Origin of the sequence: Nocardia arizonensis (assembly GCF_001310275.1) — a bacterium.
In the GTDB taxonomy this organism is placed as follows: Bacteria; Actinomycetota; Actinomycetes; order Mycobacteriales; family Mycobacteriaceae; genus Nocardia; species Nocardia arizonensis.
This window is the reverse complement of the sequence record NZ_LGYZ01000027.1, coordinates 1-25133: the sequence shown is the minus strand read 5'-3', so window position 1 is coordinate 25133 and position 25133 is coordinate 1. Positions and strand designations below refer to the sequence as shown.

Here is a 25133-nt window from a genome sequence, read left to right as displayed (position 1 = left end):
TGATCAGGCCCTTTCCTCGAGAAGACGTTGCCGATGCCGATCCAATCGGAACTCGAGATCGGCCTCGGAGAAGCGCGAATAGTCCCCGCTGACAGTGAAATTCGGGCGTAGATCACGTACCTCGCCCGCACACCGAAGGAGTTCGTCTGCCACCCGGTGCGGGTCGATCGACTGCGTCCACGACGGCTGAACCGTGATCGCGGTGAGGTAGTCCCTGTTCGCGCGCACCGTGACCGCGGGGACACCCCGGAACACCGTGGTGCCGTGGACTTCGTAGTCCTCGCCGGCAACGATCCGGCTCGACACCGTCGTGAACTGCTCCCACGACGTGGTTTCCAACAACACGGCGAGGACCGTGTGAAGGTCCGGCACCGCGGTGTCCGACACCTCCCACGGGGACGGGACGCGATCGGTGGCGAACAACGCGTCCATCCGCCTAGACACCGCACCCTCGTAGGCCCGCATCAACTCCGAACCGACCTCATACGGCTGCACGTACCGCTTCCAGCCCGTGTCGAACTCGACGTGAATCGGAAGAAACCCCCGGTCCAACTCGATGACGACATGCCGCGACCCCACACGCCGGCGCTCGACCTCTGCGGGGGCGCCCTCGCTGTCCCGGCCTCCCAACGGCTCGGCTGTGTGATGTCCGGCATCGACCGAGAACGACGACCGTCGGGCAGCGCCGTCATGGTGAGACGGTCTCAAAGGCTCGTCGTCCCAGAACTCGTCAGGATCGTCGTAGTGATTGAAGTGTCCGCTGGTTGGCACGAACGCCCCTCAACCCGCCGTATGGGCGTCGACCTTGCCCCGCGCGTTAGCCACTATCGAATCCCCCCGCTTCGTCATGCCCTCTGCGATCACTATTTCTGGAGCCGACGGCCCTGTCAACCGCAGACCTGCACGACGCGCACGTCCGGCACCCACCAAGTCGGTGCCAGAGGATCATCAGAGGCGTGAATGCAGCCCCTCGCGGACCGGCTACGCACCCATCCCGGCGTCGCGGCCGAAGCACCGAACGCTACCCAGGTCGCGGATCGCCGGCATATCCGCAAAACCTCGGTAACGCGGTCGAACGCGGCGTAGCTCGCCACCGCGACCAACTCGGCGCTGCGGTGCACAGCACCGATATCTTACGGACCGTGGTTGCTCGCCCACAGCTCCGAAAAGCCGGGCTGAAGCGGGGGATACCACAAGCACTCAGCCTAGTATCCGCGGTTGTAGTAATCGTTCTTCAGACGCTCGCATTCAGGGTCCGAATAGACGCCGGCCGACCAAGTGCCTGCCATCGAAGATGGTGCTGCTACGACGCCGAGAGTAAGAACGCTCAAAGCAGCGGCTGCACCGATCGCCATTCGCGATATAAGAGTCATACGTGGTTTCCTTGCTTCCCGAACGGGCGGAACCCTATTCAAAGGCAGTCCTTGCCCGCTACCCACTCCGACGAGAATTACACGGTGGACGATAATTGCATACGCTGGCGTTGTCTTGAACGTTCTTCACCTCGAATTGCGAAGGCTGCATACGCCCTCTCGGTCCACTACTATTCTCGATCACGCTCTCGGCGGCCAACGTCAACTACCATCTGATGCTGCCCGTGCTGCTCGAACGGGTCCGGCCTCGCGTGGGCGGTGGGCGGCCACCGCCACCCGCTCACCACATTGATCGCTGACGAAGGCTACGCCTACCCACGCGTGCATGACGAACTGCGACAACGACATATCACCGCCGACGCCGCCCGCGCCGCGGCACTCTCGAACAAGGTCACCCACCGGACGCTGAATTGTCGAACCACCTGTTCAAACGCGGTCAGATGCCCAAGGCGGTACTCCCCGGGTGCGGAATGAGCCGAGCCGGTAGCGCACTAGTGCCACACCATCCGCCCGCAGGGATGAGCCCGGCGGTGGCGATATCGAACGACGATTCTCCAAGAGGGGGTGTTCACGACGGCGGACGGCAGAGCACCGGATTCTCCAGGTCGGCGCACGCGAGGTTGCCGTGTGAGCGGATGACGTCCTTGCCGACCTCTTTGGCCAGGTAGCGCAGGAAGCTCGCGACCAGCGAATCCGCTTTCGGTTCCTGATAGGTGTAGGCGTACTCGGTGCCCCAGAATGGGTAGGCGCGATGGACCGCGTCCTCCCGCGTGGCCTTGTGACCGTCGATGTGCACGAGCACCACGTCGTCGTTCTTCGAGGCCGAACCGAATTCGCTGTAACCGATCGCACCATCGATTCTCGCGACTGTATTCAACATGGCTTCGGTGGAGGGCTGTGAACAGTGCGGAATGCCAGCCGTGCCGTTTTCGATCGTTTCACAATTGCGGGAATTGGAATCGGATTCCCAATGGGGGTCTGCCAGAATCCGCTGCTGGAATGCCTGCCGGGTTCCCGAATCCGTGTAGCGGCCGACCAATCGCACTGGCACATCGTTACCGCCAATCTCTTTCCAGGTGGCAATCTTTCCGTCGTAGAGATCCTGGATCTGCTTCAGTGAGAGGTCCGACACTCCCGCCTTCTTGTTGACCACGAACGTGAACAGGGCCAGGGCGATGGGCTGGGCCAGCAACTCCGGATACTTGTCCGGCTTGAGTCCGTCGGTGATCGCCACCATGGCGGGACTTCGCTGCTCACGTTTCCCGGTCTCGTTCAACTTCTGCAGTCCGGAATCGGTGCTGTCGAAATCGAAAGCGAATTGTGCTCCCGGACAAGTCTTGCGGTACGACTCGGCGGCGTCCTTCATGACCGCCGAGAATGCCGTCGAGCCGGTGAGCGTCAGATTGCCGGACGCGCAGTCCAGCGGAGCCGAATCCGGGCTCTGAAGGATGGTCACGGTGGTGGTGACGCCGAGACCCACGATGACCACTACCAAGAACGCGAGCAGGGTCAGCACACGATTGGACCATTCGGTATGTGCCTCGGTCTTGGTCACGGTGCCACCCTCGATGGCGGTATGCACCTCCGCGGGCGCGGACACATACCGGTGGAAGCGGGAGCCGCCGGAATCCCAGCTTCGCAGGACGGCCAGAATCTTGTAGTGGCCGTGACGTTTCAGCGGCACCCTCGGCAGGTCGATGATTCCCACGCCCGCCGCCTCGTCATCGAACATCCGAATGCGTGGGTCTCCGTTGCGCGGCTGTTCGAGGTTGAGACTGAGCGTGCCACGCAGTTCGGTGACCGCGACACCGAGCACTCTGCGCCCCGGAAGGCGCACTCGCACTCCGGTCGGATTATCGGCGTTGACCAGGTAATCGGACTCCACGATATCGGTGACACCGTGATTGTGGATGCGCAACAGCACGATCGACAGGTCGGCCACGTCGGTCCCGGCGGGCAATGTGAGATTCTCGAACACCTGCGCGTGCCCGGACTGCACCTCGCCGGTCAGCGGGGTGTCCATCTGGACGCGATACCCCAACCGTTTGCGTCCGGAAATTCCGAACTCCCACACCGCAGCACACACCGGGACGATGACACCGAGAAGGGCGAGTACCAAACCGATAATGCCGATGATGGCCTCGAGTTCCATAGCCGCATACCCTCCCCTGCGATTCGATTCGATTCGAGTCGAATCAGATTGTGCAGGAACGCCACTCGTGAAATGCCACCCGACAACAAGTGTTGGCCGGCTGTTCATCGACCTCACGATCACACTCGCGCACGACCATGGAAGGGATTCACCGACAAGCGGCCGTCCAGTTTCGGTAGCGACGAATATTCCTGCAGCACAAACATTTTTGCTACCCGGTCGGTTCGTTCACAACCGACCCGTCGGATTGTCCCGCCGCTCCGGCGGCGAATATCCGCGGAGCGACATCAGCCGCCACGGCGGCGTTCCGGCGGCCCGCGTGAGTGTCAGTCGGATACGCCCGTGTGGGCCGGGGCGGGTAGGTGGTTGCGGGCGTGGGCGATGGCGTCGGGGGTGTGGTCGAACAGGGCATTGTCCGCGCCGTCGGGAAGGGCGCCGAGTGCGGCGAGTGTTCGGTGATGGTCGGGGCGTAGTCCTGACATGAGCACGGTGATGTGGCGGTTTTGGAGTTTGGTTATAGCGTCCTTGAGCACCAGTGCGCCGGTGGTGTCGAGTGCGGTGATGTGGGACATACGCAGGATGACGACGTGGACGTCGGCGACTTCGGCGAGTTCGAGGAGGAAGCGGTGGGCGGCGGCGAAGAACAGGGGACCGTCGATGCGGTAGGCGACGATGTGGTCGTGGAGCAGGTGGTGTTCTTCGGTGACGTGGTCGCTGTCGTCGAGTGGGACCTGGTGCAGGCGCGCTTCTTTCGCGACGGCGCGTAGTGCCAGCAGTGCCGCGAAGCCGATGCCGACCGCGACCGCGGTGACGAGGTCGAGGGCTACGGTGACCGCGAAGGTGGTGATCATGATGAGGGTGTCGCCGCGGGAGGCGCGGGCGATGGCGGTGAGCGAGGCGGTTTCGACCATGCGCACGGTGGTGGCGAGCAGCACTCCCGCCAACGCGGCCAAGGGGATGTGGGCGACCAGGGGTGCGGCCAGGTAGATGATGGCGGTGAGGATGACTGCGTGGGTGAGTGCGGCGAGTCTGGTGCGGGCGCCGGAGCGGACGTTGACCGCGGTGCGCGCGATGGCGCCGGTGGCGGGTACGCCACCGAACAGGGGTGCGGCGATATTGGCCAGACCCTGGCCGAACAGTTCGCGGTCGGGATCGTGGCGAGTGCCAACCGCCATCGCGTCGGCGGCGGTGGCCGACAGCAATGATTCCAGGGCGGCGAGCGCCGCGACCGCGAGCGCGGGCGCGACCAACGACCCGAGCTGGTCGAAGTGCACGAATCCGATAGTGGGAGAAGGTAATCCGGACGGGATCGTCCCGATCGACATGAGATCCGCGCCGCATGCTCGCGCGACGACCGTGGCGGCGGCGACGGCGATGAGCGCGACGGGAAGTTTCGGCAGCCATCGGCCGCCCGCGAGCACGATCGCGGCCACCGCCAGCGCGGTCAACACGGCGGCCGGATGGGGGTGGGACACGAATTGGCCGACCGCGTCGAACGCCGATTGCCACACCTTCTCGCCCTCTGCATGGGCGATTCCGAGCGCGGCCGGGAATTGTTGGAGCGCGATGACGACGGCGATGCCCGCCGTGAAGCCCTCGATGACCGGCGCCGGTATGTAGCGTACGGCCCGGCCGACCCCGGCGAGGGCGAGAACCGTCAGGACGAGTCCGGCCATCAATCCCACGGTGAGCACCCCGCCCGCACCGTGGCGGGCGACGATGGGAACCAGTACGACGGTCATCGCGCCGGTCGGCCCCGACACCTGGAAGCGGGAGCCGCCGAAGACGGCCGCGATCACGCCGGCGACGATCGCGGTGGCCAGCCCGGCCGCGGCTCCCAGTCCGGAGGAGATTCCGAAGCCCAGCGCCAGCGGGAGCGCCACCAACGCGACGACCAGTCCCGACATCAGATCGGCGCCGGGGGCGCGGACCGCCTGCCGCCAGTCCGACCAGCGTGGCAGGAGCGCGAGAGCGCTCACTTGACCTGGTCCAGACGTAGTTTCAGTGCGGCCAGCTGTTCGCGTAGTTGGTCGGGCAGCCGGTCGTCGCCGATGTGGGCATACCATTGCTCGACCGCGGTGGTCTCGGCGCGCCATTCGTCGATGTCGACGTCGAGCGCCCGCTCCACCAGTGCCCGAGCCGGCGCGTCGAGCCCGGACAGGTCGAGCGCGTCGGCGGTGGGGACGTAGCCGATCGGTGTCTCGACCGCGTCGGCGTCGCCGTCGAGTCGTCGTAGCGCCCAGTCGAGAACGCGGATGTTCTCGCCGAATCCGGGCCACAGGTATGTTCCGTCGCTGCCGCGACGGAACCAGTTGACCTGGAATATCTTCGGCAGTGCGGCGGGGTCGGCGGCGGCGCCGAGCTCGAGCCAGTGCCTCAGGTAGTCGCCCAGGTGATAGCCGAGGAACGGGCGCATCGCCATCGGATCGCGCCGCACCACGCCTATTTCGCCGGTGGCCGCGGCGGTGGTCTCCGAGGACAGCACCGAGGCGGTGAATACCCCGTGTTCCCAGTCGAAGGTCTGCGTGACCAGCGGGACCGTCGTCTTGCGGCGCCCGCCGAAGAAGATGGCCGACAGCGGCACGCCGGAGGGGTCGTTCCATTGCGGCGCGACCGACGGGCACTGCTCGATGGGGGTGCAGTAGCGCGAATTGGGGTGCGCCGCGGGGGTCGCCGAGTCGGGGGTCCAGTCCTCGCCGTGCCAGTCGATGAGATGATCGGGCGCGGTGGCGGTCAAGCCCTCCCACCAGACGTCGCCGTCGGGTGTGCGGGCGGTGTTGGTGAAGATCGAGTTCCCCGCCTCGATGGTGGCGATCGCGTTCGGATTCGTCGTCGCGCCGGTTCCGGGTGCGACTCCGAAGAATCCGGTCTCCGGGTTCACCGCGTAGAGTCGGCCGTCGGCGCCGAAACGCAGCCAGGCGATGTCGTCGCCGACGGTCTCGGCGGTCCAGCCGGGCAGACCGGGTTCGAGCATCGCCAGATTGGTCTTGCCGCACGAGGACGGGAACGCCGCCGCGATGTAGTGCGTGGCGCCTCGGGGGGAGGTGAGTTTCAGGATCAGCATGTGCTCGGCCAGCCACCCCTGTTCACGGCCGAGCACCGAGGCGATCCGCAACGCGAAACACTTCTTGCCCAATAGGGCGTTACCGCCGTAGCCGGAGCCGTAGCTCCAGATCTCGCGCTGTCGCGGGAAATGGGCGATGTATTTGGTCCGGTCACAGGGCCACGGCACGTCCGCCTGCCCCGGTGACAGCGGCGCGCCGACCGAGTGCAGGCATTTCACGAAATCGGTGCCCTCGGTGAGGGTCTGCCACACCGGCGTCCCGCAGCGGGTCATGATCTGCATCGACACCGCCACGTATTCCGAATCGGTGATCTGCACTCCGAATTTCGGGTCATCGGCGTCGAGCGGGCCCATGCAGAACGCGATCACGTACATCGTCCGACCCGCCATCGCGGCCCGGTAGTGCTCGGTCATCACCGTGCGCATGTCGACGGGGTCGACCCAGTTGTTGGTGGGACCCGCATCGGCGGGGTCGTCGGTGCAGATGAACGTGCGGTCCTCCACCCGCGCCACATCGTCGGGATCCGAGCGGCACCAGAACGAGTTCGGCTTGGCCTCCAGCGGCACGAACGTGCCCTTGCCGACCAACAATTCGGTCAACCGGTCCCACTCGGACCGGGTGCCGTCACAGAAGACGATCCGATCCGGCGCGGTCAACTCGGCCACCTCGGCCACCCACGTCAGAACACCCTTGTGCTCGGTCGGCGGCAGCACGTCGGTGGTCATCGGTTGGTCGATCACGGCGATTCCCTTCTTCATAAAACATAAGATAGTTAGTTTATAAAATATGCAATCAATGGCCGCGGACACGCTCCACGAGCGCGCCGACCGCTAGGCGGGCTGCTCCAGAGCCTCGGCCTGTCCGGCGACCACTCCGGTGAGGATCGCGCGGGCGGTCGCCATGAGATCGGCCACGTCCGGGGAGGTGAGCGCGTAGATCACCGACAGACCCTCTCGGCGGGCGGTGACCAACCCGGCTCTGCGCAGCACCGACAACTGCTGCGACAAGCTCGCCGCCTCCACGTCGATCTCGACCAGCATCTCCGAGACCGCGTACTCGCGGCGGCTGAGCAACTCCAAGGCCCGCACACGCACGGGATGGCCGAGCGTTTTGAAGAAATCGGCCTTCATCTGATACAGCGGCCTGCTCGATCCCGGCATGTCCGACCCACATCCTTCCGCTGACGCGCGAGCATCCGCCCGCTATTTGCATAGTTTAGCAAAACGTCAAGTACCGCCGTGGCCCGGGGGCCCCGGGAGCGACGGCGCATCGCGTGGCGCCGATCGACAGTGCCCGGCCCACCGCGTGGACGCCGGAGACAGCCTCTATTCTACTGTTTGCGAAACATTGCAATAATTGAATTGCGCATCAAGATCCTCGACCGGGCGCGTTGTTCGGGCCGACGGGCACCGCGCCCGGCCGCCGAGTGACGGTCCGGCCGAGTGGGACCAGTGGGAGGCCGTAATGGCGCGGGCAGCACAGGTGTGGTCGTCGACGTCGTTTCCCGACGTGGTCGTCTTCGCCGGTGATCGAGTGCCGATCCTCGAACGGGAACGGTTCGCCGGTGCCGTCGGCAGACTTCTGGAACGCCGTAACATCACGGGCGGCGCCAGGTTGCGGGTCGCCGTTCCGAACACGGGCGCCCGCTCCTCGGTGATCCAGGTGAATCTGACCATCGGCGGTCGACCGGCGCGCGTCCAGACCGAGACCGGTGGCCCCGGTGACGCGCTGCCCGTGGTCGTCCGACTGCAACTACAGATCGAAGCGATGCGCGCGCCGTGGCGGCCGCGACCGTGGCCGGACCCGACCCGGGCGCCCATCGACCGTCCGGGGCCCGGACAACTGGTCCGACGCAAAAGCGTCACGCCCGCGCGGATCAGCGCGCGGGCCGCCGCGGAGGTGATGGACGCCATGGACTACGACGCGCACCTGTTCATCGACGCCGACACCGGCGAGGACACCGTGGTCTACCGCGGCGGACCCTGGGGGCTTCGCCTCACCCGGCAGCGCAACCCCGGTCCGCCGACTGTTCACGCCCCGTCCGACGATAGCTCCCGGGCACTCGTGCCCGATCCCCGGCCCGCGCCGTCGTTGACCGAAACCCGCGCCGCCGAGCAGGTACGCGAACACGGACTGCCGTTCCTGTTCTATACCGACCCCGCCTCCGGACGCGGCCGCCTGCTGTATCGGCGCTACGACGCCGACCTCACGCTCATCGAACCGGTCGCTACCGTCAGCCGCATCGGCGCGGCACAATCGCGTTGACGCCGTTCGAATCGCCCGCGGGGCCGAACACTCATCGACCCGAATCACCTTGGCCACGAAGCTTTTTCCCTCGCGCCATGCGGCGATGTGGCCCATCCGCCGCCGTCGACAACCGTCCGCAACGACTTGCGAGTGATCGCGCTACTCGTCGGCAACTTCGACATGCGCGATAAATCGACCGGAGACAGAAGGCATCCAACCAGAAGGAATTACGCGGCGTGCGATATTCGACAGAATTGGTGAATGTGTCTACCGGGCGTCCTCGGATGCGCGGGACACTGTGTCCCACGCCGTTGTTGACACGCTGAGAACGGATTCGTATGTTCGATTCATGACCGCCGGATTCGACGGACCCGAGGACGCAATTCTCGATGCCGCTCTGGAGCGGTTTCTTCGCGTCGGTATTCGGCAGAGCTCGATGGACGACATCGCCCGCGACAGTGGAATCGACCGGCCGAGTCTGCACGACCGGTTCTCCGCGAAGGAGGGTCTGATCGAGGCGCTGCTGGTGCGCGAGACCAGGCGCATGCTCGCCGAGGCCACCGCCATCGCCACCACCACGCACGATGTCGACGAGCAGATCGAGAAGACCATGCTGCACGTGCTGGATCAGACGCGGATGCACCGTCTGGTGACCCAATTGCTGCACGTGGTGCCCGAGGAATCGCTGACCTACTTCACCGTGCGGGGTCAACAGCGCGTGACCCTCGGCATCGACTACATCGCCGGAATGTTGTGTCACGCCCAGGAACTCGGGCTCATCGATCGATACGATCCACGACCGGTCGCCGAACTGATCGCCCGGCTGGCGCATTCATTGCTCTTGACGCCGAGCGGCGGTGTCGATTTCACCGATTCCGAACGCATGCGATTGTTCATACGCACAGCGATCGTCCCGTTGGTGAAGCACGGACTCGGACCGCACAAGCCGCGGAATACCCCCGGCGGGAACTGCACTCCCCCCACCCGCCCCCGTTGACCGCCGTGCGGCGAACCATCGGCGTTTCGAGTTTCCGCTCCCGAATGCCGCCGCGCCGAAATCGCGACGGCCCCACGGCCGGCGAAGACGACCGTGGGGCCGATGCGAAAGCATTCGGCGACAACACAACTCAGGTTCCGCTCGGCACCGAATGATTCTGCCGCGGCGCGGGATCCGCGGCGCGGGTCTCGCTCAGCGGATCCCGTACCGCACGCGTGGCCGACGGCGCCGGGGCCGGGGCCGCGGCGGCGGGCGCGTCCTCGCCGTGCATCTCGCGGATCTCGCTCTTGAAGATCCGCATGGACCTGCCGAGCCCGCGGGCCGCGTCCGGCATCCGCTTGGCACCGAACAGGATGACGACCACCCCGAGAATGATCAGCCAGTGTGTGACGCTCAACGTTCCCACGGTGCACCTCCTTGTCTGAATCGTTGATGAACGGATGGCCCGGAGTGTTACCTCCGGGCCATCCGGTTCCCGATCCGGGCTGGATGGGTGATGGCGCCCGGATCAGGGCCGCTCGGGCAGTACGGCGGTCCTGGGTGTGGAAGACGCACCGTGGGTCGGACCGCCGCCGAGCGGGGATCGAATGCCCGACCTACTGGTTGATGTCGAGCACGTTCTTCAGACCCGCGCGGTAGCGGATCTTGTCGAGTTCGCGGGCGCCGTTGAACTCCCGCAGCGTCCCGTGCTTCCAGAGCTTGGCTTTGGTCGCGTCCGAGCCGGAGGCTTCCAGGATGGCGTTGGCGGCGTTGCGGCCGCCCTCACACGCGCCTTCCATGGTCGCCAGGTCGACTTCGCTCTGGAGGTAGTCGCCCGCCAGCATGAAGTTGGGGATCTGGGTCTTGGAGACACCGCGGTTATCCCAGGAATTCGCGGTGTTGATCAACAGCGGCTCTTCGTTGGTGTTCATCCCGGCGGCCGGATCCCAGTGGATGGCCGGATCCAGGAACCACGAGTGCAGATCCTCGTTGCCGAGACGGGCGAGCTGGGGCTCACCACGCTGGGTGCGGGTGACCTGATCCCAGACCTCCTCGGCGATCTCCTGCGGCGAGCACTTCTTGGCGGGCTTCTTGATCTTCTGACCGGGCGCGTCCCAGTCGGAGATGCACAGCGAGAGGATGTCCTTGACCTGGCCGTCGCCGTAGCCGTCCTTGACCTTCGTCTTCCAGAACTGGTTCTGCTGGATGCCGGTCAGACGCCACGGGGAGTCGATGAAGCCGAGGTGGCCCGCACCGATCCTGTCCTCCGACTTGAGGAAGAACTGGATTCCGTTCATCCAGTCGACTTCCAGCTTGCGGATGTTGTCGAAGCGCGGATCGAGCGCGATCATCTCGGGCGTGACGAACTTCGCGGCGACCTCGGGCGAGAACGCCATCACGAACCAGTCGGCTTCGATCTTCTTGTCGGCGCCGCTCGCGTCCTTGGCGTCGGCCGACGCGACCTTGCCGTCGGCGACATTGATCTTGGTGATGGAGGTGCCCAGCTCCATCTTGACGCCCTTGCTGGTGAGGTAGGCGACCCACGGGTTGATCCACCGCTCGTTGGTCGGGCCGTTGAGCACGTTGTCCGGGAACGGCGCGTCCGGGTTACCGCGGTTGATGATGGACAGCAGGAACGCTTCGGCCTGGTTGCAGATGGTACGCGTGCTGGCCTTGTGCTCCTTGGCTGCGACCAGGGTCCTGGTCACCGTGGAGATGATCACGGCGTAGGACGCCGGGCCCTGGTCCATGAGCGCGAAGTCTTTGAAAGACAACTTCTCCCACTGACCGAGACGGCGCTCGTCGCAGCTGGTGAAGAACACGAGCAGACGGCGGACCAACAGCAACAGGTCCGGGATCGGCAGACGCGGGATCCAGGTCAGACCGCCGAGCAGGGTCTTGATGACCTTCTGCGGGTTCAGGGCGAGGCCGATCGCATCGAAGTCGAGCGCGAAGGGCAGGGTGATGTCGGGCGCGTCCTGTGCCGCGGTCAGGGTCAGCGCGGAGGTCAGATTGTCCACGACACCGTTCGGGTTCCCAGGGAAAGGAATCCGCTTCATGGTGTCCGGGACGGCGTAGTAGTAACCGGGGAAGAACCGGAATCCGTGCTCACCGGGCAGCGGCTTGCGGCCGCCGGTGCCGGCCGTGGGTGTATCGATACTGCGGGCCTTACCTCCCCACGCCTTCCTCTCGTAGATCGTGACGTCGTAACCGCGCTCGATCAACTCGTGGGCGGCGGTCATGCCCGCGATACCGCCACCGAGAATCGCGACCTTGTTCTTGGTCACGGCCGCGTCGGCACGGGTCAGGCCAACGAGCCCGCTATTTGTCGCGGTCGCGGCAGCAAGGGCGATCGAGCCCGCTGCCGCGCCTTTCATCACGCTACGGCGAGAGACTTCGGATTCGGCCATAGGATCACGTCCTCATCGACTTCAATGCCTCCGGTCAGGATGCGCAACAATGTATCCGGATTCGTCGCTCACGGTCAACGGTGAATCGAGAACTGGTGCTTTGTTACAAGCAACCCGTGAATGCGCGGGATCTCCTCACAGGAACGACGATTCGAGCACTCGCCGAGCCCGCGAATGTGTCACCGCACCCGGCACTTGCCGAGCGCGGGCGGCTCTCGCGCGAGCGCGCGCACGGCGGGGTGCGCGGACCCCGAAAGCGCCGGTCGGACCCATGGAACGCAGAAGGACCCGGTGGCGAGGCCACCGGGTCGTGCGATCTTCGGTGCGCCGTGGATCATTCGACGCCGAGACGAGAGCATCGCGGGGAAACGAAAGTCGCGATAAGGTCGTGTCGATTTCCGACAGCCCGCCCGATAGGGTCGAGTCGACGAAATACATGACGCTGCCGCGAATATTTCGGAATTCCTCCGATCGAATCCTCGGAGTCGAACACCACGAAAACTACCGTGTTACGGTCCGCAGGACCTCGCTCGGCGGCCCCGACCGGAGCCCTGGTTAATGGTTCGGCAACCGCCGAGCGAGAAGTGACGCCGACCGCGGAAATTGGCGTCACCTTTCTTACTCTACTGATATCGCGTTGTTACAGAAATGATTTCGAACGATGCTGTGCACCGCATCATCGACCGAACCGTTCGGTACGGCATCATCACAAGACCCCGCATCCGCGTCACCCGGTCCTTCCATTCGAATGCGATGTACCGCGCATGCCGGCGCAACAGCTCCATCCGATTCTCGACGCCGGTGGTCGGGCAGTCGGCCGCCCGCTGCGACGGCGAACGGCGTCCGGTCAGATGGGCGGAAGTTCGGACCGTTGCGGGGTGCTCCCGGTCCGGTACGCCTCCTCCCACGCCATGACATTCATGACGTAGGCCATCGAGTTGTTGTAGCGCAGTATCGCTCGCGTGCGTTGATCGCCGTCGGCCATATCGAGTCCGCCGTCGCACAGATATCGCCCGGCGCCGAGCGCGGCATCGAAAAGATTGTTGGCGTCGGCGATTCCGTTGCCGTTTCCGTCGGCGGCGTAGTGCCGCCAGGTTCCGGGAATGAATTGCATGGGACCGACCGCGCGATCGTGGTCGGCGAGGCCGTCCACGGCGCCGTCGTCGGTATCGGCGATCACCGCGTTGCCCGCGGTGCTGCCGTCCAGGGAGGGCCCGTAGATCGGCTTTGTCGTGGTACCGGATTCGTCCACCGCGCCCCCGAAGGCGTGATCGGATTCGATACGGCCGATACCGCCGAGCAGCGTCCAGGTCAGATGGCAGCCCGGCTGTTCGTCGGCGAGGATGTCGGCCGCGTTGCGGTAGGCCGCGACCGCCGCCGCGGGCACCGAAACCACGCCCGGGCCCGTCGCCGCGACCGGATGACGCCAGGTCGGCGCGTCGGCCGCGGCCACCGGCGCGGCGACGGGCACAGGCGCGGGCTCGGCGGGCGGCGGTTCGGGATCGTGTTGGACGGCATCGCGCAGGGATTCCAGCGGCGCGACGGGAAACTCGACCGGGATGGTCGCGAATTCCACGGGCGACGGTTCGGCCGGCGCGGCCGCGTCGACCGCGGTGAGCATCTCGGCGTCGAGATCACCGCCGAAGGCGGGTAGGCAGGTGGGCACGAGTCCGGTCAGGACGATCACGGACCCGCGATATCCGGTGCGAGCCGAATGTTTACGGTGACGTCCCACGAATCCGACTCCTCCCACGGTCGCGAACGGGCATGACGCGTCGACACTATCGCCGGGAATATGGTGCGCCGGAATTCTCTGTGACAATGCATCACCGGATTCGCGGAGTGGTCGGCGAGCCCACCGGGACCGAATACGGGCGTTGCCGTGCCCGCGCGTTCCGGCCGGCCGGAAACGCCGAGGTTCACGCCGCCGCAAGCGCGGCGGCGCTCACCGGATCTCCTGGGGTATGCCGTCGCCCGGTCCCGGCCGCGGCACCGCGCCGCCGAGCAGATGTTTGAGTACGGTGCCGATATCGCTGCGCGGCAGCGTATCTCGGAAGTGCACCTCCTGCGGCACCGACAGTGTGCCGAGTCGATCGCGCAGGTATCCGCGTACGGTGTCCGAATCAAGCGCCGAACCCTCCGACGGCACCACGAAGGCGGCCAGCCGCTGTCCGCGATCGGTGTCGGTGACCCCGATCACCGCCGCCTCGCGCACCTGCGGCAGTGCCTCGAGCGCCTCCTCCACCGGGCGGATCATCACCCGTTTGCCGGAGGTGACGACCGAGTCCGCGGCGCGGCCCGCCACGAACAGCCGACCCGCGACGTCGAGATAACCGACATCGCCGGTGTCGAGCATGCCGACCACCGACTGCGGCTCCTCGGCGTCGAGATAACCGCCGAACATCATGCGGCTGCGCACGAAGATCCGCCCCACCGCCCCGATCGGCACCGGCCGCAGGTCAGGACCGAGTATCGCCACCTCGGTGCCGGTCGGCGGCCGCCCGACGGTACCGGGCGCCACGCGCAGATCCCGCGGATCGGCGATCGAGATCCACGCGGATTCGACGCTGCCGTAGACGTTGTAGAGAATGTCGCCGAAGACGTCGCCGAACCGCTGAACCGATTCGGCGGGCAGCGGGCCGCCGCAGCTGAGCACCTCCCGCAGGCAGGACAGGTCGTAGCGGGTGAGCACCGGCAGCGGGAGTTCGAGCAATCGCGCCACCATGGACGGCACCACCACCAGGACACCGACCCGGTGGGTGGCGATCAACCACAGGCAGTCCTCCGGCTCGAAGTCGTCGGTGAGCACCACGCGCGCACGGAGGGCGACCGCGGTTTGGAATGCGGCCAGCCCCCACCCGTGCGAGAGCGGGGCCGCGAGCAGCATCACCTCGTCGACGCGCAGCGGCACGCGCGAGAGCAGATCCTCGAAGCCCCGGGCGGTCCGCCTCTGCGGAACCCACACCGCGCGCGGCGATCCCGCGGTGCCCGCGGTCGAGACGATCACCCGGCCGGCATGCGCGGCGCGCCGTCGGCGGCGGCGCCTGCCGGACTGCACGAGCGCCTCGACCGTCGGCCACGCGGGGAACAGCGACCGGCCGTCGGTGCTGCACAATGTGATCCGCGGGTCCACCGCGCGGGCCATCATCTCGAGTTCGCCATCGACGAACAGGACCGTGACCCCGGTCAGGGCGACGACGCCCGCGATATGCTCGGGCGACATCCCCGAGTTCAGGAGCACCAGATCGGCTCCGAGTGCGGCGACCGCCCCGATGACCTGCACCGCCTCGATGTGGTTGCGCGCCAATAGCGCCACCGCGCCGCTTCGTTCGATTCCCAGATCCGCCAGCGCGCCGGCGAGCAACTGGATGCGCTGGTGCAGTTCGGCATAGGCGACACTGCCGAAATCATCGATCGCCGCGACGTAGCGCGGCGCGTGTCCGGCGGGTCCGGCGTAGCTCGCGGTCACGTCGAATCTGCCGCGGCACAGCCCGAACCACTGGCGCAACACGATGTCCGGGCGTGACCGGGCGACGTAACGCGCGAGCATCGGGCGTAGTCGGGGACCGCGGGCGTGCCGGTCACCGGTCGAGATCGAAGTCGGCTCCCACCAGAGCAAGGACGCGACCTGCTCCATACCCTCGCGCACCCAGCCCCGCACCGCGCCGGTGCCTGCCCGCTGGATGGACGGGTGCACGCGGCCCGCGCCGAGTACGGTGATCACGACCTTGGTGCGGGCGCCGTCGGCGCGGATGCGCACCGAGACCAGACTTCCCGAATCCGTACATTGCAGGTCGAAGGCTTCGTATTTGCGCGCGATGGTCAGATGCGTTCGCAGCGATCCGATTCCGATCGACGGCGTGCCCACCAGGAAGTCCAGCATCGGATGGCCGTCCACGAGCCCCACCTGCATGCACGCGCCGACGCCGCGGAACAGCCTGGGATACATCTGCGGATCGACCAGCACGTCCCATATCAGGTGCCGGGGAATCAGATACTCCTCGACGACCTCGATGATTTCCGAAATCATAGGACCACTCCCTCGCACCCGGTGCGCCATTACATATCGGGGGGCGGACCACCCGTACCGAGTGCGGCACGAGATTGGATGATGCACAGCGCATTCGAGCGGGAGGTCGGATATCGTCCCACGTGCGGGACGTGGCGGCTAGGCCGACCCGGCGGCGGTGCGGGTCTGCGCGCCACGACGTCCGCGCGCGGCCCGGGACCCCGAACGAGAGGTTCCCTTGGGGCGATTCGGCGTCGTGGCCGGAGGCGGGCCGATACCGTATTCGACCATGGGGACGATCGACACGCGCAGAAACTGCCGCACGGCCTCCTCGTCGGCGAAGTCGACACCGGCCTGCGGTGTCAGCATGACCGAATGAGCCAGGCGGGCAATGATTTCCGCGACGGGCACGGGATCGTAGGCGGCGATGAGACCCAGTTCCTGCGCCCGACGCAGCAATCCGACGATGAAATCGATGCCGGTGGCGACGACCTCGCTGCCGCGCACCGTGAAGAAGGTCAGCACTTCCTCCGGCGCGACCGCGAGCAGTTGGGCGACCAGGACGTGCAGCCGGGTGCGGCGCAGGACGTAGAGCGCCGTCTCCTCGATCTGGGCCTCGGCGCTCGCGGTCCGGGTGACGATCTCGGTGACCTCGGTCAGCATGCGTTCGGTCTCGCGTTCGAGCACCGCTTCGATGAGGTTCTGTTTCCCCGCGAAGCGGCGGTAGATGGTGACACGATTGACGCCGGAACGGCGCGCGATGTCGTCCAGACTGCTGCGGCGAATACCGACCTGGAGGATTCGGTCCAGGGCCGCATCCATGATCTTCTCATCGAGTTCGTCACGAGCCCTGGCCATGCATCGAAGATACCGAGATTGTTTCATTGCGTCAAAGAGGGATCGACCTGCCGGAAGACTCTCCCGACTAGCTCACAACAGTGAACCGGCTATTGATGCTCTGTTACATCAACGCTATGGTAATCCGCATTCGGAGGTAATCCGCATTCGGAGCCAATCGCCCTTCGGACGCAGTCGGCACGCACAGGACAGGGGCCTACCTTGCGAAGTGAAGCGTTCTCGCCCGACGCCATGACGTCGGCCACTCGCGCCCCCGCCTCGGGGATACGGCACATGGCTGCTCGCGCGGGCGGCCAGTCGCCTCTGGCAGCCAATGTCGCGGCGCACGTCCACCAATTACGCACGGCGCTCGGCGAACCCGAGGGTGCGGCGCGCACGCTGAGCTCGATGCTCATCGACGGCATGAATCCGGCGGCGGTCGCGCGCTCGGCCGGTATCGCCATCGCGGAATACTATTCGGTCCTCGCGGTGGCCATCACGGCGAACAGCCCGCGCACGGTGCCCGAGTCGACCGCGGCGGCACTGGCCGACGAACGCCGGATCCGCGTCGAGATCGCGCTCGGCACGCTCTGCGACAACAGCGCGCTGCCGCTGCTCAGCGGTACCGGCGGCACGGTACTCATTCCCGAGGGCGAATCCGGCGACCGGATACCGCGGGACCTCGTCGCACAGCTGGCGCGGGCCGCGGGCGCGCCGGTCACCGTCACCGCGGTCTCGGCCACCTTCCTGGGCATACCGCACGCCACCGATCTCGCGCACGAACTGCTCGACGTCGTGCAGCGGCTGCGCTACGAGCCCGCACTGTACCGACTCGGCGATCTGGCGCTGGAGTACCAGGCCACCCGCCGCGATCACATCACCGATTACCTGCATTCGCTGCTCGACCCGATCCGACCGCATCCCGACCTGATCGAGACGCTGCGCAGCTATCTCGACAGCGATCTCAACCGGCAGCGCACCGCGCGAACGCTCAACATCCACAGCAATACCGTCGATTACCGGCTGCGCCGGGTCAAGGAACTCACCGGCTTGGACCCGTATCGGCCCAATGGCCTGTGGTACCTCCAGTCGGCCCTGGTGGCGCAGACCTACCGGAGCTCCGACACCGAATAGAACGTCCCCGCGCACGGGCCCGTCGTCGCGAACGCCGGGTCCGTCCTCGCACGCGCGGAGACCGTACTCCCGCACCGACGCGGGACAGCCACAACAGGAGTGGAAGTGGGCAACAACAACGGCACACAGCCGTCGATCGCCATTATCGGCAGCGGATTCAGTGGACTGGGTCTGGCGATCCGACTCGTTCGAGCCGGATACGACAACCTGCGGATCTACGAGAAGCGCGACGACGTGGGCGGCGTCTGGCGCGACAACACCTATCCGGGCGCCGCGTGCGATGCCCCGTCGCATCTGTACTCGTACTCGTTCCACCCCAAGCCGGATTGGTCGCGTCGCTTCGCCGAACAGCCGGAGATCCTGGCCTATCTGCGCGAATGCGCCGAACACTACGGTCTGCTGTCGCAGATCAGGTTCGACACCGAAATCGTCACGGCCGAATACGATGCGGATCAGCGGCATTGGGTACTGACCGATCGCGGCGGCGCGGTGTTCACCGCCGACGTGCTCGTGACCGCCTGCGGTCAACTCTCGGTGCCGTCGTATCCGCCGATTCCGGGACTGCACGAGTTCTCCGGCGTCATGTTCCATTCCGCGCGATGGGATCACGACCACGATCTGACCGGGCGCGCGGTCGCGGTGATCGGCAACGGCGCCAGCGCGATCCAGTTCGTGCCGCATGTGGCCGAGCGCGCGCGGTCGCTGACCATATTCCAGCGCCAGGCGCACTGGATCAGCCCAAAGCCCGATCACGAGTACCCGCGGCTGCGACGGCGGCTCAATCTCCGAATCCCTCTGCTGCACAAGCTCCCTCGCGCCGGGGTGTTCGTGTGGTTCGAGATGGTTCTCAATCCCATGCTGGTATCGCGCTACGGTCGCAAGCTGCTGTCGTTCCCGATCCGGCTGTGGTGCCGGTGGAATCTGCGCAAGGTCGCCGAACCGCGACTGCGGGCGCGACTCACGCCGGATTACGAAATCGGGTGCAACCGCATCCTGACCTCGAACGACTACTACCAGACCCTCAACCGGGACGATACCCACGTGGTCACCGACGCCGTGACCCGTATCGAGGACGGTGCGCTGATCACCGAGGACGGCCGCTCGCATCCGGTGGACACGATCATCCTGGCGACCGGATTCCGCTCGCACGATTTCGTCGCGCCCATGCGGGTGATCGGACTCGACGGAACCGATCTGGTGACCGCCTGGGATCGTCGCCCGCGCGCCTACCTGGGACTCTCGGTGCCCGGCTTCCCGAATCTCTTCCTCATGTACGGGCCGAATACCAATGTCGGCTCCGGGTCCATCGTGCACATGCTCGAGAGCCAGATGAATTACATCATCGACGCGCTCGACCAGATGCGCCACCGCGGTGGGTATCTCGACCTGCGGCCCGAGGTGCTCGACCGGTTCGACGCGAAGGTGCAGGATCAGCTGGCGACCACGGTGTGGAGCACCGGCGGCTGCAACAGCTGGTACATCGCCCGAACCGCGCGCGGCCCGGCCAACACCAACAACTGGCCCGAATCCATGCGCAGCTACCGCCGCCGCACCCGCAGGCTCGATCCCACCCTCTACCGCACCGCGCCCGCCCCCGGCCCACGGGTCGAGAACCCGGTGGCCGCACCGGCGACGGTCGCGGGCGACGGCGAACACTGAGACCGGCCACGGGGGCGCGGAGCGCCCCCGTCAGGAGGTCTGCGGCGCACCGTGTTCGGGCGCGACGAGGAATCGCTTGATGATCTTGCCCGTCTCGCCGCGGGGCAGGGCCGCCAGGAACGAAACGTCACGTGGCACCGCGACCCGGCCGAGTCGATGGCGAATGTAGTCGCGCACCATCTGCGAATCCAGGCCGGTACCTTCCCTTTTCACCACGAAGGCGGCCAGTCGCTGCCCGAAGTCGGGATCCGGGACGCCGACCACCGCGGCCTCGCGCACCTGCGGCAGATATTCCAGCGCCTCCTCCACGGGACGCGGGAAGAACTTCTCGCCGCCGGAGATCACCATCTCGTCATCGCGGCCATCGATGAACAACCGCCCCGCTACATCCAGATAGCCGATATCGCCGGTGTCGAGCATTCCGTCGGACTCGACGGGCGGGCGCGCGTTGACGTATCCGTCGAACAGCATGTGATTGCCGACGAAGATCCGGCCGGTCGTCCCGACCGGAACCGGCCGGAGATCCGCGCCGAGTACCGCGACCCGGGTGCCCGCGGGCGGTCTGCCGACGGTGCCCGGTGAGGTCCGCAGATCCTCCGGGGTCGCGACGGTCGCCCACGACACCTCGGTGGAACCGTAGACGTTGTAGAGGATTTCGCCGAAGACCTCGGTGAAGCGCAACACGGCGGTGCTCGACAGCGGAGCGCCGCCGCAGGCGACCACTTCCAGGCTCGACAGGTCGTAGCGGGCGCGCACCACGTCGGGCAGATCGAGGATGCGCTGCACCATGGTCGGCACCACGACCAGCGTCCGCACCCGGTGTCGGGCGATCAGGCGCAGACACCCCTCGGCGTCGAAGCGCTCCTGGAGCACCACCGTCGCCCGCAGCGCGGTGCTCAGTTGCAACATCCCCAGACCCCAGGTGTGGAACAGCGGGGAGGCGATGAGGATGGTCTCCTCCATGCGCAGCGGGATGCGCGAGAGCACCGCCGCGACGGGATCGAGGCCCTTCGGATCAGGACGGCGCGCGCCCTTGGGCCGCCCGCTGGTACCCGAGGTGAGCACCACGAGCTTGCCGGTGCGTCGCCGTCGCGGCACCGCCTTCGGTGCGCTCGCGACCAGGTCATCGATCGTCTCGCGGTCCGGCACGGACGCGTCCACGGTGCCGTAACGCCGCATGCCGTGTGCCAGATACCGCACCAGCGGATCGAATTCGGCGTCGACGAACAGCGCCGAGAGCCGCTCGCGCTGGGCGAGGTCCTCGAGTTGGCGCGCGGACAGTCCGGCATTGAGCAGTACGAGATCCAATCCCGCCTTGCCCGCACCCGCCATGATCTCGATCAGCCCGCCGTGATTGCGAGCGAGTACGCCGGCCGCGGCCTGCGCGTCGAGTCCGTTCGCGTTCAGCGCACAGGCCAGCGCGTCGGTGCGGCGGTGCATCTCGGCGAAGGTGCGGGAGCCGTGCGCGTCGATCACCGCGATCCGGTCGGGGGTGCAGGCCGCGGAGGTCGCGTAGCCGCCGGCGAGGCTGAGTCCCCATTTCGCCAGTGCCGCCAGCTGTTTGAGGCCGTGGTCGGGGCGAATCGGATTCACGATGCCGGTCGAGATCATCTGCCTGGCCACCTGGACCTGACGGCGCACCGGCGTGCCGACACTGACACTGAGCATCGAGGTCGGCGCGGCGCGGCAGCGTTGCGCGACCTTGTCGAGTCCGGTTCGCACCCAGTCGATCACATCGGCGTTCTGCGCCGCCGCGACGACGGGATGCACCCGCGCCGGGGCATAGACCGTCACTGTGACGCGGGTGCCGTCCTCGTGCGGGCGCAGCCGGATCGCGGCAAGACTGCCCAGATCCGGGCAGTACAGTTCGAGATTCGTCTCCGGGCGCCCGGTGATCAGGTGTACACACACCGCGGCGATGCCCGCTTCGGGGGTGCCGATGCGGAACATGAGCACCGCGCGGCCGTCGACGTTCTCCAGGAATTCGCATCCGCCGATATAGGCGAACAGACGCACGTAGGTGTGCGGGTCCACCAGGGCATCCCACACGGCGCGGCGTCCGACCGGTACGTCGTGGGTGGTTTCGAATATTTCGGTAACCATGAGCCACACTCCCATCGGGCGGCTCCGCTGCCACCCGACCGGCTCGAACGCTACCGCCGCGCCACGCCGATCATTCGAGGATTCGCCCGGTCGCTGGAGAGCACACAGGGCGGGGGCCGCCAACGGTAGTGCACGGTCACCGCGTGCGGTCCGCACCGCCGCCGACGAGTGGCATGACGGCGAATCCGGGACACCTCAGCATGATTGACCGCGCCGTCGGCCACCGACCGTCGCGCGGTGACTCCGTGATCGCGATGACGCATTCGCGTCATGATTCGCCGCGCCATCACCTCCCCGGACACCTCGAGATGCGCAACAATGTATCCAAATCTGATGCGCCGGATGTACGATGCACCGTATACTGATGCATTGTTACAGCCATTCCGTCTGGCCTCGGCTGATCCGTGAGTCGAATGGAGCACCACCGATGTCCGCCATCGCCAAGATCAACGATTCGATGACCCTCGCACGCCCGACCACCGCGGGCCCGCACCCCGACGCGGCACAGATCGGCGCACGCCCCGGCGACGCGATGCGGTGCGAGGACCCGGCTCTCGCCCGCATCTGCGCGCAGCTGCTGACCGAGACCATCAACCGGGCCGTCCTGCCCGAGGCGGCCATCAACGCCCAACTCGAGCAGGTCCGCCGGATCACGAAAGCCTGGTCGCGCCAGGGAGTTTCGATCGACGCCATGCACCGGGCGGTACGCACCGCCAGTGATCAGGCATTCGACCGGGTCGTGGCCTCCACCGCGACCCGCGACCCGCACCGCATGGCCACCGTGGTCAAACGCTTCCTCCAGGTGCGCGAAAGACTCACGGCCGCCGTGTCGGTCGCCTATATCCAGGACGTCGGCGGCCGGGTTGGCCACCTGCGCACGCCGCTGCACCGACTCGCCTCGGCGCTGGCGGGCGACGGCCAGGACATGCCGCACGGAGCGCCGGTCGCGGATGCCTACGCCGTACTGGCCGTGTCCATTCCGCGGACCGGCGACGCACTCGACCCCGGCGCGGAAGATGCGGCGCGGGCCACGCTCGAACGCGTGCAGCGCGGCCTCAACGACCATCGCGGGCTGTCCACGCTGTCGGTGCTCGGCGTGCACGGCGGCACCGTGCTGGTCCCCGCCACCGACGCCACCCGTGACACGCTCAGCGGACTCATCGCCGACCTGTCGCGGGCCGCGCGGGTGCCCCTGACCGCCGCCGTGCTCTACGGTTCGCGCACCCAGATCCGCCAGATCGCCGACGGCGCGCACGAGCTGCTCGACGTGGCGCAGCGTCTGCACCTGCAACCCGGACTCTACGAATTCGGTGATCTGGCACTGGAATACCAGCTGACCCGCCCCGGCCCGGCGATGAACCGGCTGGCCGCGGCCATCGATCCGCTCGAGGAGCATCCGGGTCTGCTCCAGACCCTGCTGCTCTACATACGGAACAATCTCCGGCGCCAGGACACCGCGCGGATGTTGAACCTGCACCGCAACACCGTCGACTACCGGTTGCGCCGCATTCAGGAACTCACCGGCTACGACCCCGCCAAACAGTCGGGTCTGTTCTACCTCCAGTGCGCGCTCATCGCCCACGCCTACCGGCGCTCCCAGCGCAAGGATCAGGCGGTACCCAACGATCGGACGGCGAACGCCGGGTAGTCGTGAACTCAGCGGCAGTCAGGAGCGAGGATGTGCTCAGCGACGACACATCGGGTCGACCAGTTCCGCGCGCTGGTCGGCTGCCGATTCCGCGCGACCGGTCGACTGGAGGTCACCGAGGAACGAATACGGTCCTACGCCACCGCGATACACAATCGCCATCCTGTGCACTGGAGCGCGACGGCCGCGGCGCGATTCGGCTATCCGGGGCTGGTCGCACCACCCACCTTCGTCTCCACGGCACTGGTCGGCGCGCACCGCGAGATCCTGTCGACACTGCTTCCCGGGTGTTCGGCCGAGGCCGTCCTGCACACCGATCAGACATTGCGAATCGGCAGACACGCCGCCTCTTCGCCGGAGCCGAGGCCACCGTCCGTCTCCCCGATGCCCGCGTCCGTGCCGCCATGTGAGGATGAAACCCATGACGCGGCGTACCGTGACCACATGCGCCGTGTGTTCGGGATTCTCGTGTTGTCGGCCTCCGCGTCGCTGGCCGCGGCGGGGCCGGGGTGGTCCGAGGTGCCCGGTTCGCACGTGGTCGGCGGGCCGGATCCGCGGGTCGGGGCGGTGATGTTCGGTGACAGTCCGCTGCACACCTGTTCCGGTGCTGTTCTGCACAGTCGCGAGGGGGATCTGGTGATCACGGCCGCGCACTGTGTGATCGGCACCGGGTCGCTCATCGGATTCTCGCCGGGATACGAACGGGGCGAGGATCCGAAGGGACGGTGGCGGGTGACCGAGGTCTATCTCGATCCGCGGTGGATCGAAAGCCACGATGTGGATCGTGATTACGCGATCCTGCGGGTGCGGCCCGTGGCGGGCGCGCCGAATACCTCCATCGAGAGCGCGGTCGGGGGCGGACTGCGGTTGGCCGCGAATCCACGGCCCGGCGATATCGTCACGGTGACCGGCTACGGCGTCGGACTGCTCGACGCACCGACCTCGTGTACCCGGCCCGCGGGGACGGAGAACGGCTACGCGTCTTTCACCTGCGAGGGCTTCGTCTACGGGACGAGCGGCGGTCCGTGGGTCGCGGCGAACGGCGCCGACCTCGTCGGCATCATCGCCGGACCGCATCTCGGCGGCTGCGCGGACGGTGTCTCCTACACCCCGCCGTTCGACGAATCCCTCGGCGCGATCGTGCGGCGCGCGGAAGAACACGGCCCCGCCGACGCCGCGCCCGTCACGAATCCCTTCGACGACGACTGCTAGGTTGCGCTGGTCCTACGCCCCGATCACGGGGCCGATCATCTCCCAGGACTCGTGCAGGTCGCCCTGCCAGTACTTCCAGGAGTGGGTTCCGGTCGGGCGGATGACCACCCGCGCCGGAATGTTCAACTGCGCCAAGCGTTCTCCGAAGGTGTGCACACAGTACAGGGTGGCGGCCTCGACGCCGCCGCCGACCGTGAGCCGGTCGACCCACTTGTTCGGATCGCCGTCTATGCCGGGACTGTCGGGCGCGTCGAACCGGCCGGGTATTCCGGTGCCGGTGGAGATGTAGATGGTGGTGCCGCGGAGT

General features: G+C 66.7%; 17 protein-coding genes and 1 pseudogene. 6 read left to right on the top strand and 12 right to left on the bottom strand.

Annotated elements, in window-relative coordinates; all coding sequences use genetic code 11:
- Window positions 1-3 precede the first annotated feature (3 nt).
- From APZ21_RS04075 to APZ21_RS04055, 5 genes are all read right to left on the bottom strand, one after another.
- Entirely contained in the window at window positions 4-495 is a 492-nt protein-coding gene (locus APZ21_RS04075; protein ID WP_156370645.1) for a hypothetical protein, read from the bottom strand.
- Between the two features lie 1446 nt (window positions 496-1941).
- Window positions 1942-3525, bottom strand: coding sequence for a PstS family phosphate ABC transporter substrate-binding protein (locus tag APZ21_RS04070; protein WP_054811857.1), 1584 nt, complete (start codon window positions 3523-3525; stop codon window positions 1942-1944).
- Window positions 3526-3851: 326 nt separating this feature from the next.
- A complete protein-coding gene (locus APZ21_RS04065; protein WP_054811856.1) occupies window positions 3852-5591 on the bottom strand; it encodes a SulP family inorganic anion transporter in 1740 nt (579 codons plus the stop codon).
- The gene (locus tag APZ21_RS04060; protein ID WP_239476479.1) at window positions 5501-7348 is read right to left on the bottom strand and encodes a phosphoenolpyruvate carboxykinase (GTP); all 1848 of its coding nucleotides are present in this window, start codon (window positions 7346-7348) and stop codon (window positions 5501-5503) included. The genes APZ21_RS04065 and APZ21_RS04060 overlap by 91 nt, the downstream gene beginning before the upstream one ends.
- Before the next feature lie 72 nt (window positions 7349-7420).
- Window positions 7421-7750: an ArsR/SmtB family transcription factor gene (locus tag APZ21_RS04055; RefSeq protein ID WP_054811855.1), complete on the bottom strand. Its 330-nt coding sequence runs from the start codon at window positions 7748-7750 to the stop codon at window positions 7421-7423.
- A gap of 304 nt (window positions 7751-8054) precedes the next feature.
- On the opposite strand from APZ21_RS04055, the gene APZ21_RS04050 reads away from it, so the two are divergent.
- A complete protein-coding gene (locus APZ21_RS04050) occupies window positions 8055-8855 on the top strand; it encodes a sigma 54 modulation/S30EA ribosomal C-terminal domain-containing protein (RefSeq protein ID WP_054811854.1) in 801 nt (266 codons plus the stop codon).
- A 331-nt stretch (window positions 8856-9186) separates the two neighbouring features.
- Window positions 9187-9834 (top strand): TetR/AcrR family transcriptional regulator, encoded by a 648-nt coding sequence (locus APZ21_RS04045; protein ID WP_054811853.1) that lies wholly within the window; start codon window positions 9187-9189, stop codon window positions 9832-9834.
- Window positions 9835-9964: 130 nt separating this feature from the next.
- Here APZ21_RS04045 and tatA read toward each other — a convergent pair whose 3' ends face one another.
- The 5 genes from tatA to APZ21_RS04020 all read right to left on the bottom strand — a co-directional run bounded on the left by tatA (window position 9965) and on the right by APZ21_RS04020 (window position 17091).
- Window positions 9965-10240, bottom strand: coding sequence for a Sec-independent protein translocase subunit TatA (gene tatA, locus APZ21_RS04040; RefSeq protein ID WP_082392822.1), 276 nt, complete (start codon window positions 10238-10240; stop codon window positions 9965-9967).
- 190 nt (window positions 10241-10430) lie between these two features.
- On the bottom strand, window positions 10431-12224 hold the full coding sequence (locus tag APZ21_RS04035) for a hydroxysqualene dehydroxylase (protein ID WP_054811852.1): 1794 nt from the start codon (window positions 12222-12224) through the stop codon (window positions 10431-10433).
- Window positions 12225-13071: 847 nt separating this feature from the next.
- Entirely contained in the window at window positions 13072-13959 is an 888-nt protein-coding gene (locus APZ21_RS04030) for a lytic transglycosylase domain-containing protein (RefSeq protein WP_082392850.1), read from the bottom strand.
- Window positions 13960-14169: 210 nt separating this feature from the next.
- Window positions 14170-16254 (bottom strand): AMP-binding protein, encoded by a 2085-nt coding sequence (locus tag APZ21_RS04025; RefSeq protein WP_054811850.1) that lies wholly within the window; start codon window positions 16252-16254, stop codon window positions 14170-14172.
- Between the two features lie 138 nt (window positions 16255-16392).
- The gene (locus APZ21_RS04020) at window positions 16393-17091 is read right to left on the bottom strand and encodes a TetR/AcrR family transcriptional regulator (protein WP_082392820.1); all 699 of its coding nucleotides are present in this window, start codon (window positions 17089-17091) and stop codon (window positions 16393-16395) included.
- 273 nt (window positions 17092-17364) lie between these two features.
- On the opposite strand from APZ21_RS04020, the gene APZ21_RS04015 reads away from it, so the two are divergent.
- Together APZ21_RS04015 and APZ21_RS04010 are read left to right on the top strand one after the other, a co-directional pair.
- On the top strand, window positions 17365-18204 hold the full coding sequence (locus APZ21_RS04015; protein WP_054811849.1) for a PucR family transcriptional regulator: 840 nt from the start codon (window positions 17365-17367) through the stop codon (window positions 18202-18204).
- A 105-nt stretch (window positions 18205-18309) separates the two neighbouring features.
- The gene (locus APZ21_RS04010) at window positions 18310-19863 is read left to right on the top strand and encodes a flavin-containing monooxygenase (RefSeq protein ID WP_082392849.1); all 1554 of its coding nucleotides are present in this window, start codon (window positions 18310-18312) and stop codon (window positions 19861-19863) included.
- A gap of 30 nt (window positions 19864-19893) precedes the next feature.
- On the opposite strand, the gene APZ21_RS04005 is transcribed toward APZ21_RS04010, so the two are convergent.
- On the bottom strand, window positions 19894-21981 hold the full coding sequence (locus tag APZ21_RS04005) for an AMP-binding protein (protein ID WP_239476478.1): 2088 nt from the start codon (window positions 21979-21981) through the stop codon (window positions 19894-19896).
- Window positions 21982-22393: 412 nt separating this feature from the next.
- On the opposite strand from APZ21_RS04005, the gene APZ21_RS03995 reads away from it, so the two are divergent.
- Both APZ21_RS03995 and APZ21_RS03990 read left to right on the top strand, forming a co-directional pair.
- The gene (locus APZ21_RS03995) at window positions 22394-23614 is read left to right on the top strand and encodes a PucR family transcriptional regulator (RefSeq protein ID WP_054811847.1); all 1221 of its coding nucleotides are present in this window, start codon (window positions 22394-22396) and stop codon (window positions 23612-23614) included.
- Window positions 23615-23644: 30 nt separating this feature from the next.
- The gene (locus APZ21_RS03990) at window positions 23645-24826 is read left to right on the top strand and encodes an FAS1-like dehydratase domain-containing protein (RefSeq protein WP_054811846.1); all 1182 of its coding nucleotides are present in this window, start codon (window positions 23645-23647) and stop codon (window positions 24824-24826) included.
- A gap of 12 nt (window positions 24827-24838) precedes the next feature.
- On the opposite strand, the pseudogene APZ21_RS34675 reads toward APZ21_RS03990, so the two are convergent.
- Window positions 24839-25133 (bottom strand): annotated as a pseudogene (locus APZ21_RS34675) (esterase family protein); the annotation flags it as partial.

What these genes read in the sequence shown, in the direction of transcription:
- APZ21_RS04070 (WP_054811857.1), bottom strand. Translation starts at nt 3,525, where the DNA reads ATGGAACTCGAGGCCATCATCGGCATTATCGGTTTGGTACTCGCCCTT.
- APZ21_RS04065 (WP_054811856.1), bottom strand. Translation starts at nt 5,591, where the DNA reads ATGGTATGCCCACATCGGCGACGACCGGCTGCCCGACCAACTACGCGA.
- APZ21_RS04060 (WP_239476479.1), bottom strand. Translation starts at nt 7,348, where the DNA reads ATGAAGAAGGGAATCGCCGTGATCGACCAACCGATGACCACCGACGTG.
- APZ21_RS04055 (WP_054811855.1), bottom strand. Translation starts at nt 7,750, where the DNA reads ATGCCGGGATCGAGCAGGCCGCTGTATCAGATGAAGGCCGATTTCTTC.
- APZ21_RS04050 (WP_054811854.1), top strand. Translation starts at nt 8,055, where the DNA reads ATGGCGCGGGCAGCACAGGTGTGGTCGTCGACGTCGTTTCCCGACGTG.
- APZ21_RS04045 (WP_054811853.1), top strand. Translation starts at nt 9,187, where the DNA reads ATGACCGCCGGATTCGACGGACCCGAGGACGCAATTCTCGATGCCGCT.
- APZ21_RS04035 (WP_054811852.1), bottom strand. Translation starts at nt 12,224, where the DNA reads ATGGCCGAATCCGAAGTCTCTCGCCGTAGCGTGATGAAAGGCGCGGCA.
- APZ21_RS04025 (WP_054811850.1), bottom strand. Translation starts at nt 16,254, where the DNA reads ATGATTTCGGAAATCATCGAGGTCGTCGAGGAGTATCTGATTCCCCGG.
- APZ21_RS04020 (WP_082392820.1), bottom strand. Translation starts at nt 17,091, where the DNA reads ATGGCCAGGGCTCGTGACGAACTCGATGAGAAGATCATGGATGCGGCC.
- APZ21_RS04015 (WP_054811849.1), top strand. Translation starts at nt 17,365, where the DNA reads ATGGCTGCTCGCGCGGGCGGCCAGTCGCCTCTGGCAGCCAATGTCGCG.
- APZ21_RS04005 (WP_239476478.1), bottom strand. Translation starts at nt 21,981, where the DNA reads ATGGGAGTGTGGCTCATGGTTACCGAAATATTCGAAACCACCCACGAC.
- APZ21_RS03995 (WP_054811847.1), top strand. Translation starts at nt 22,394, where the DNA reads ATGTCCGCCATCGCCAAGATCAACGATTCGATGACCCTCGCACGCCCG.
- APZ21_RS03990 (WP_054811846.1), top strand. Translation starts at nt 23,645, where the DNA reads ATGTGCTCAGCGACGACACATCGGGTCGACCAGTTCCGCGCGCTGGTC.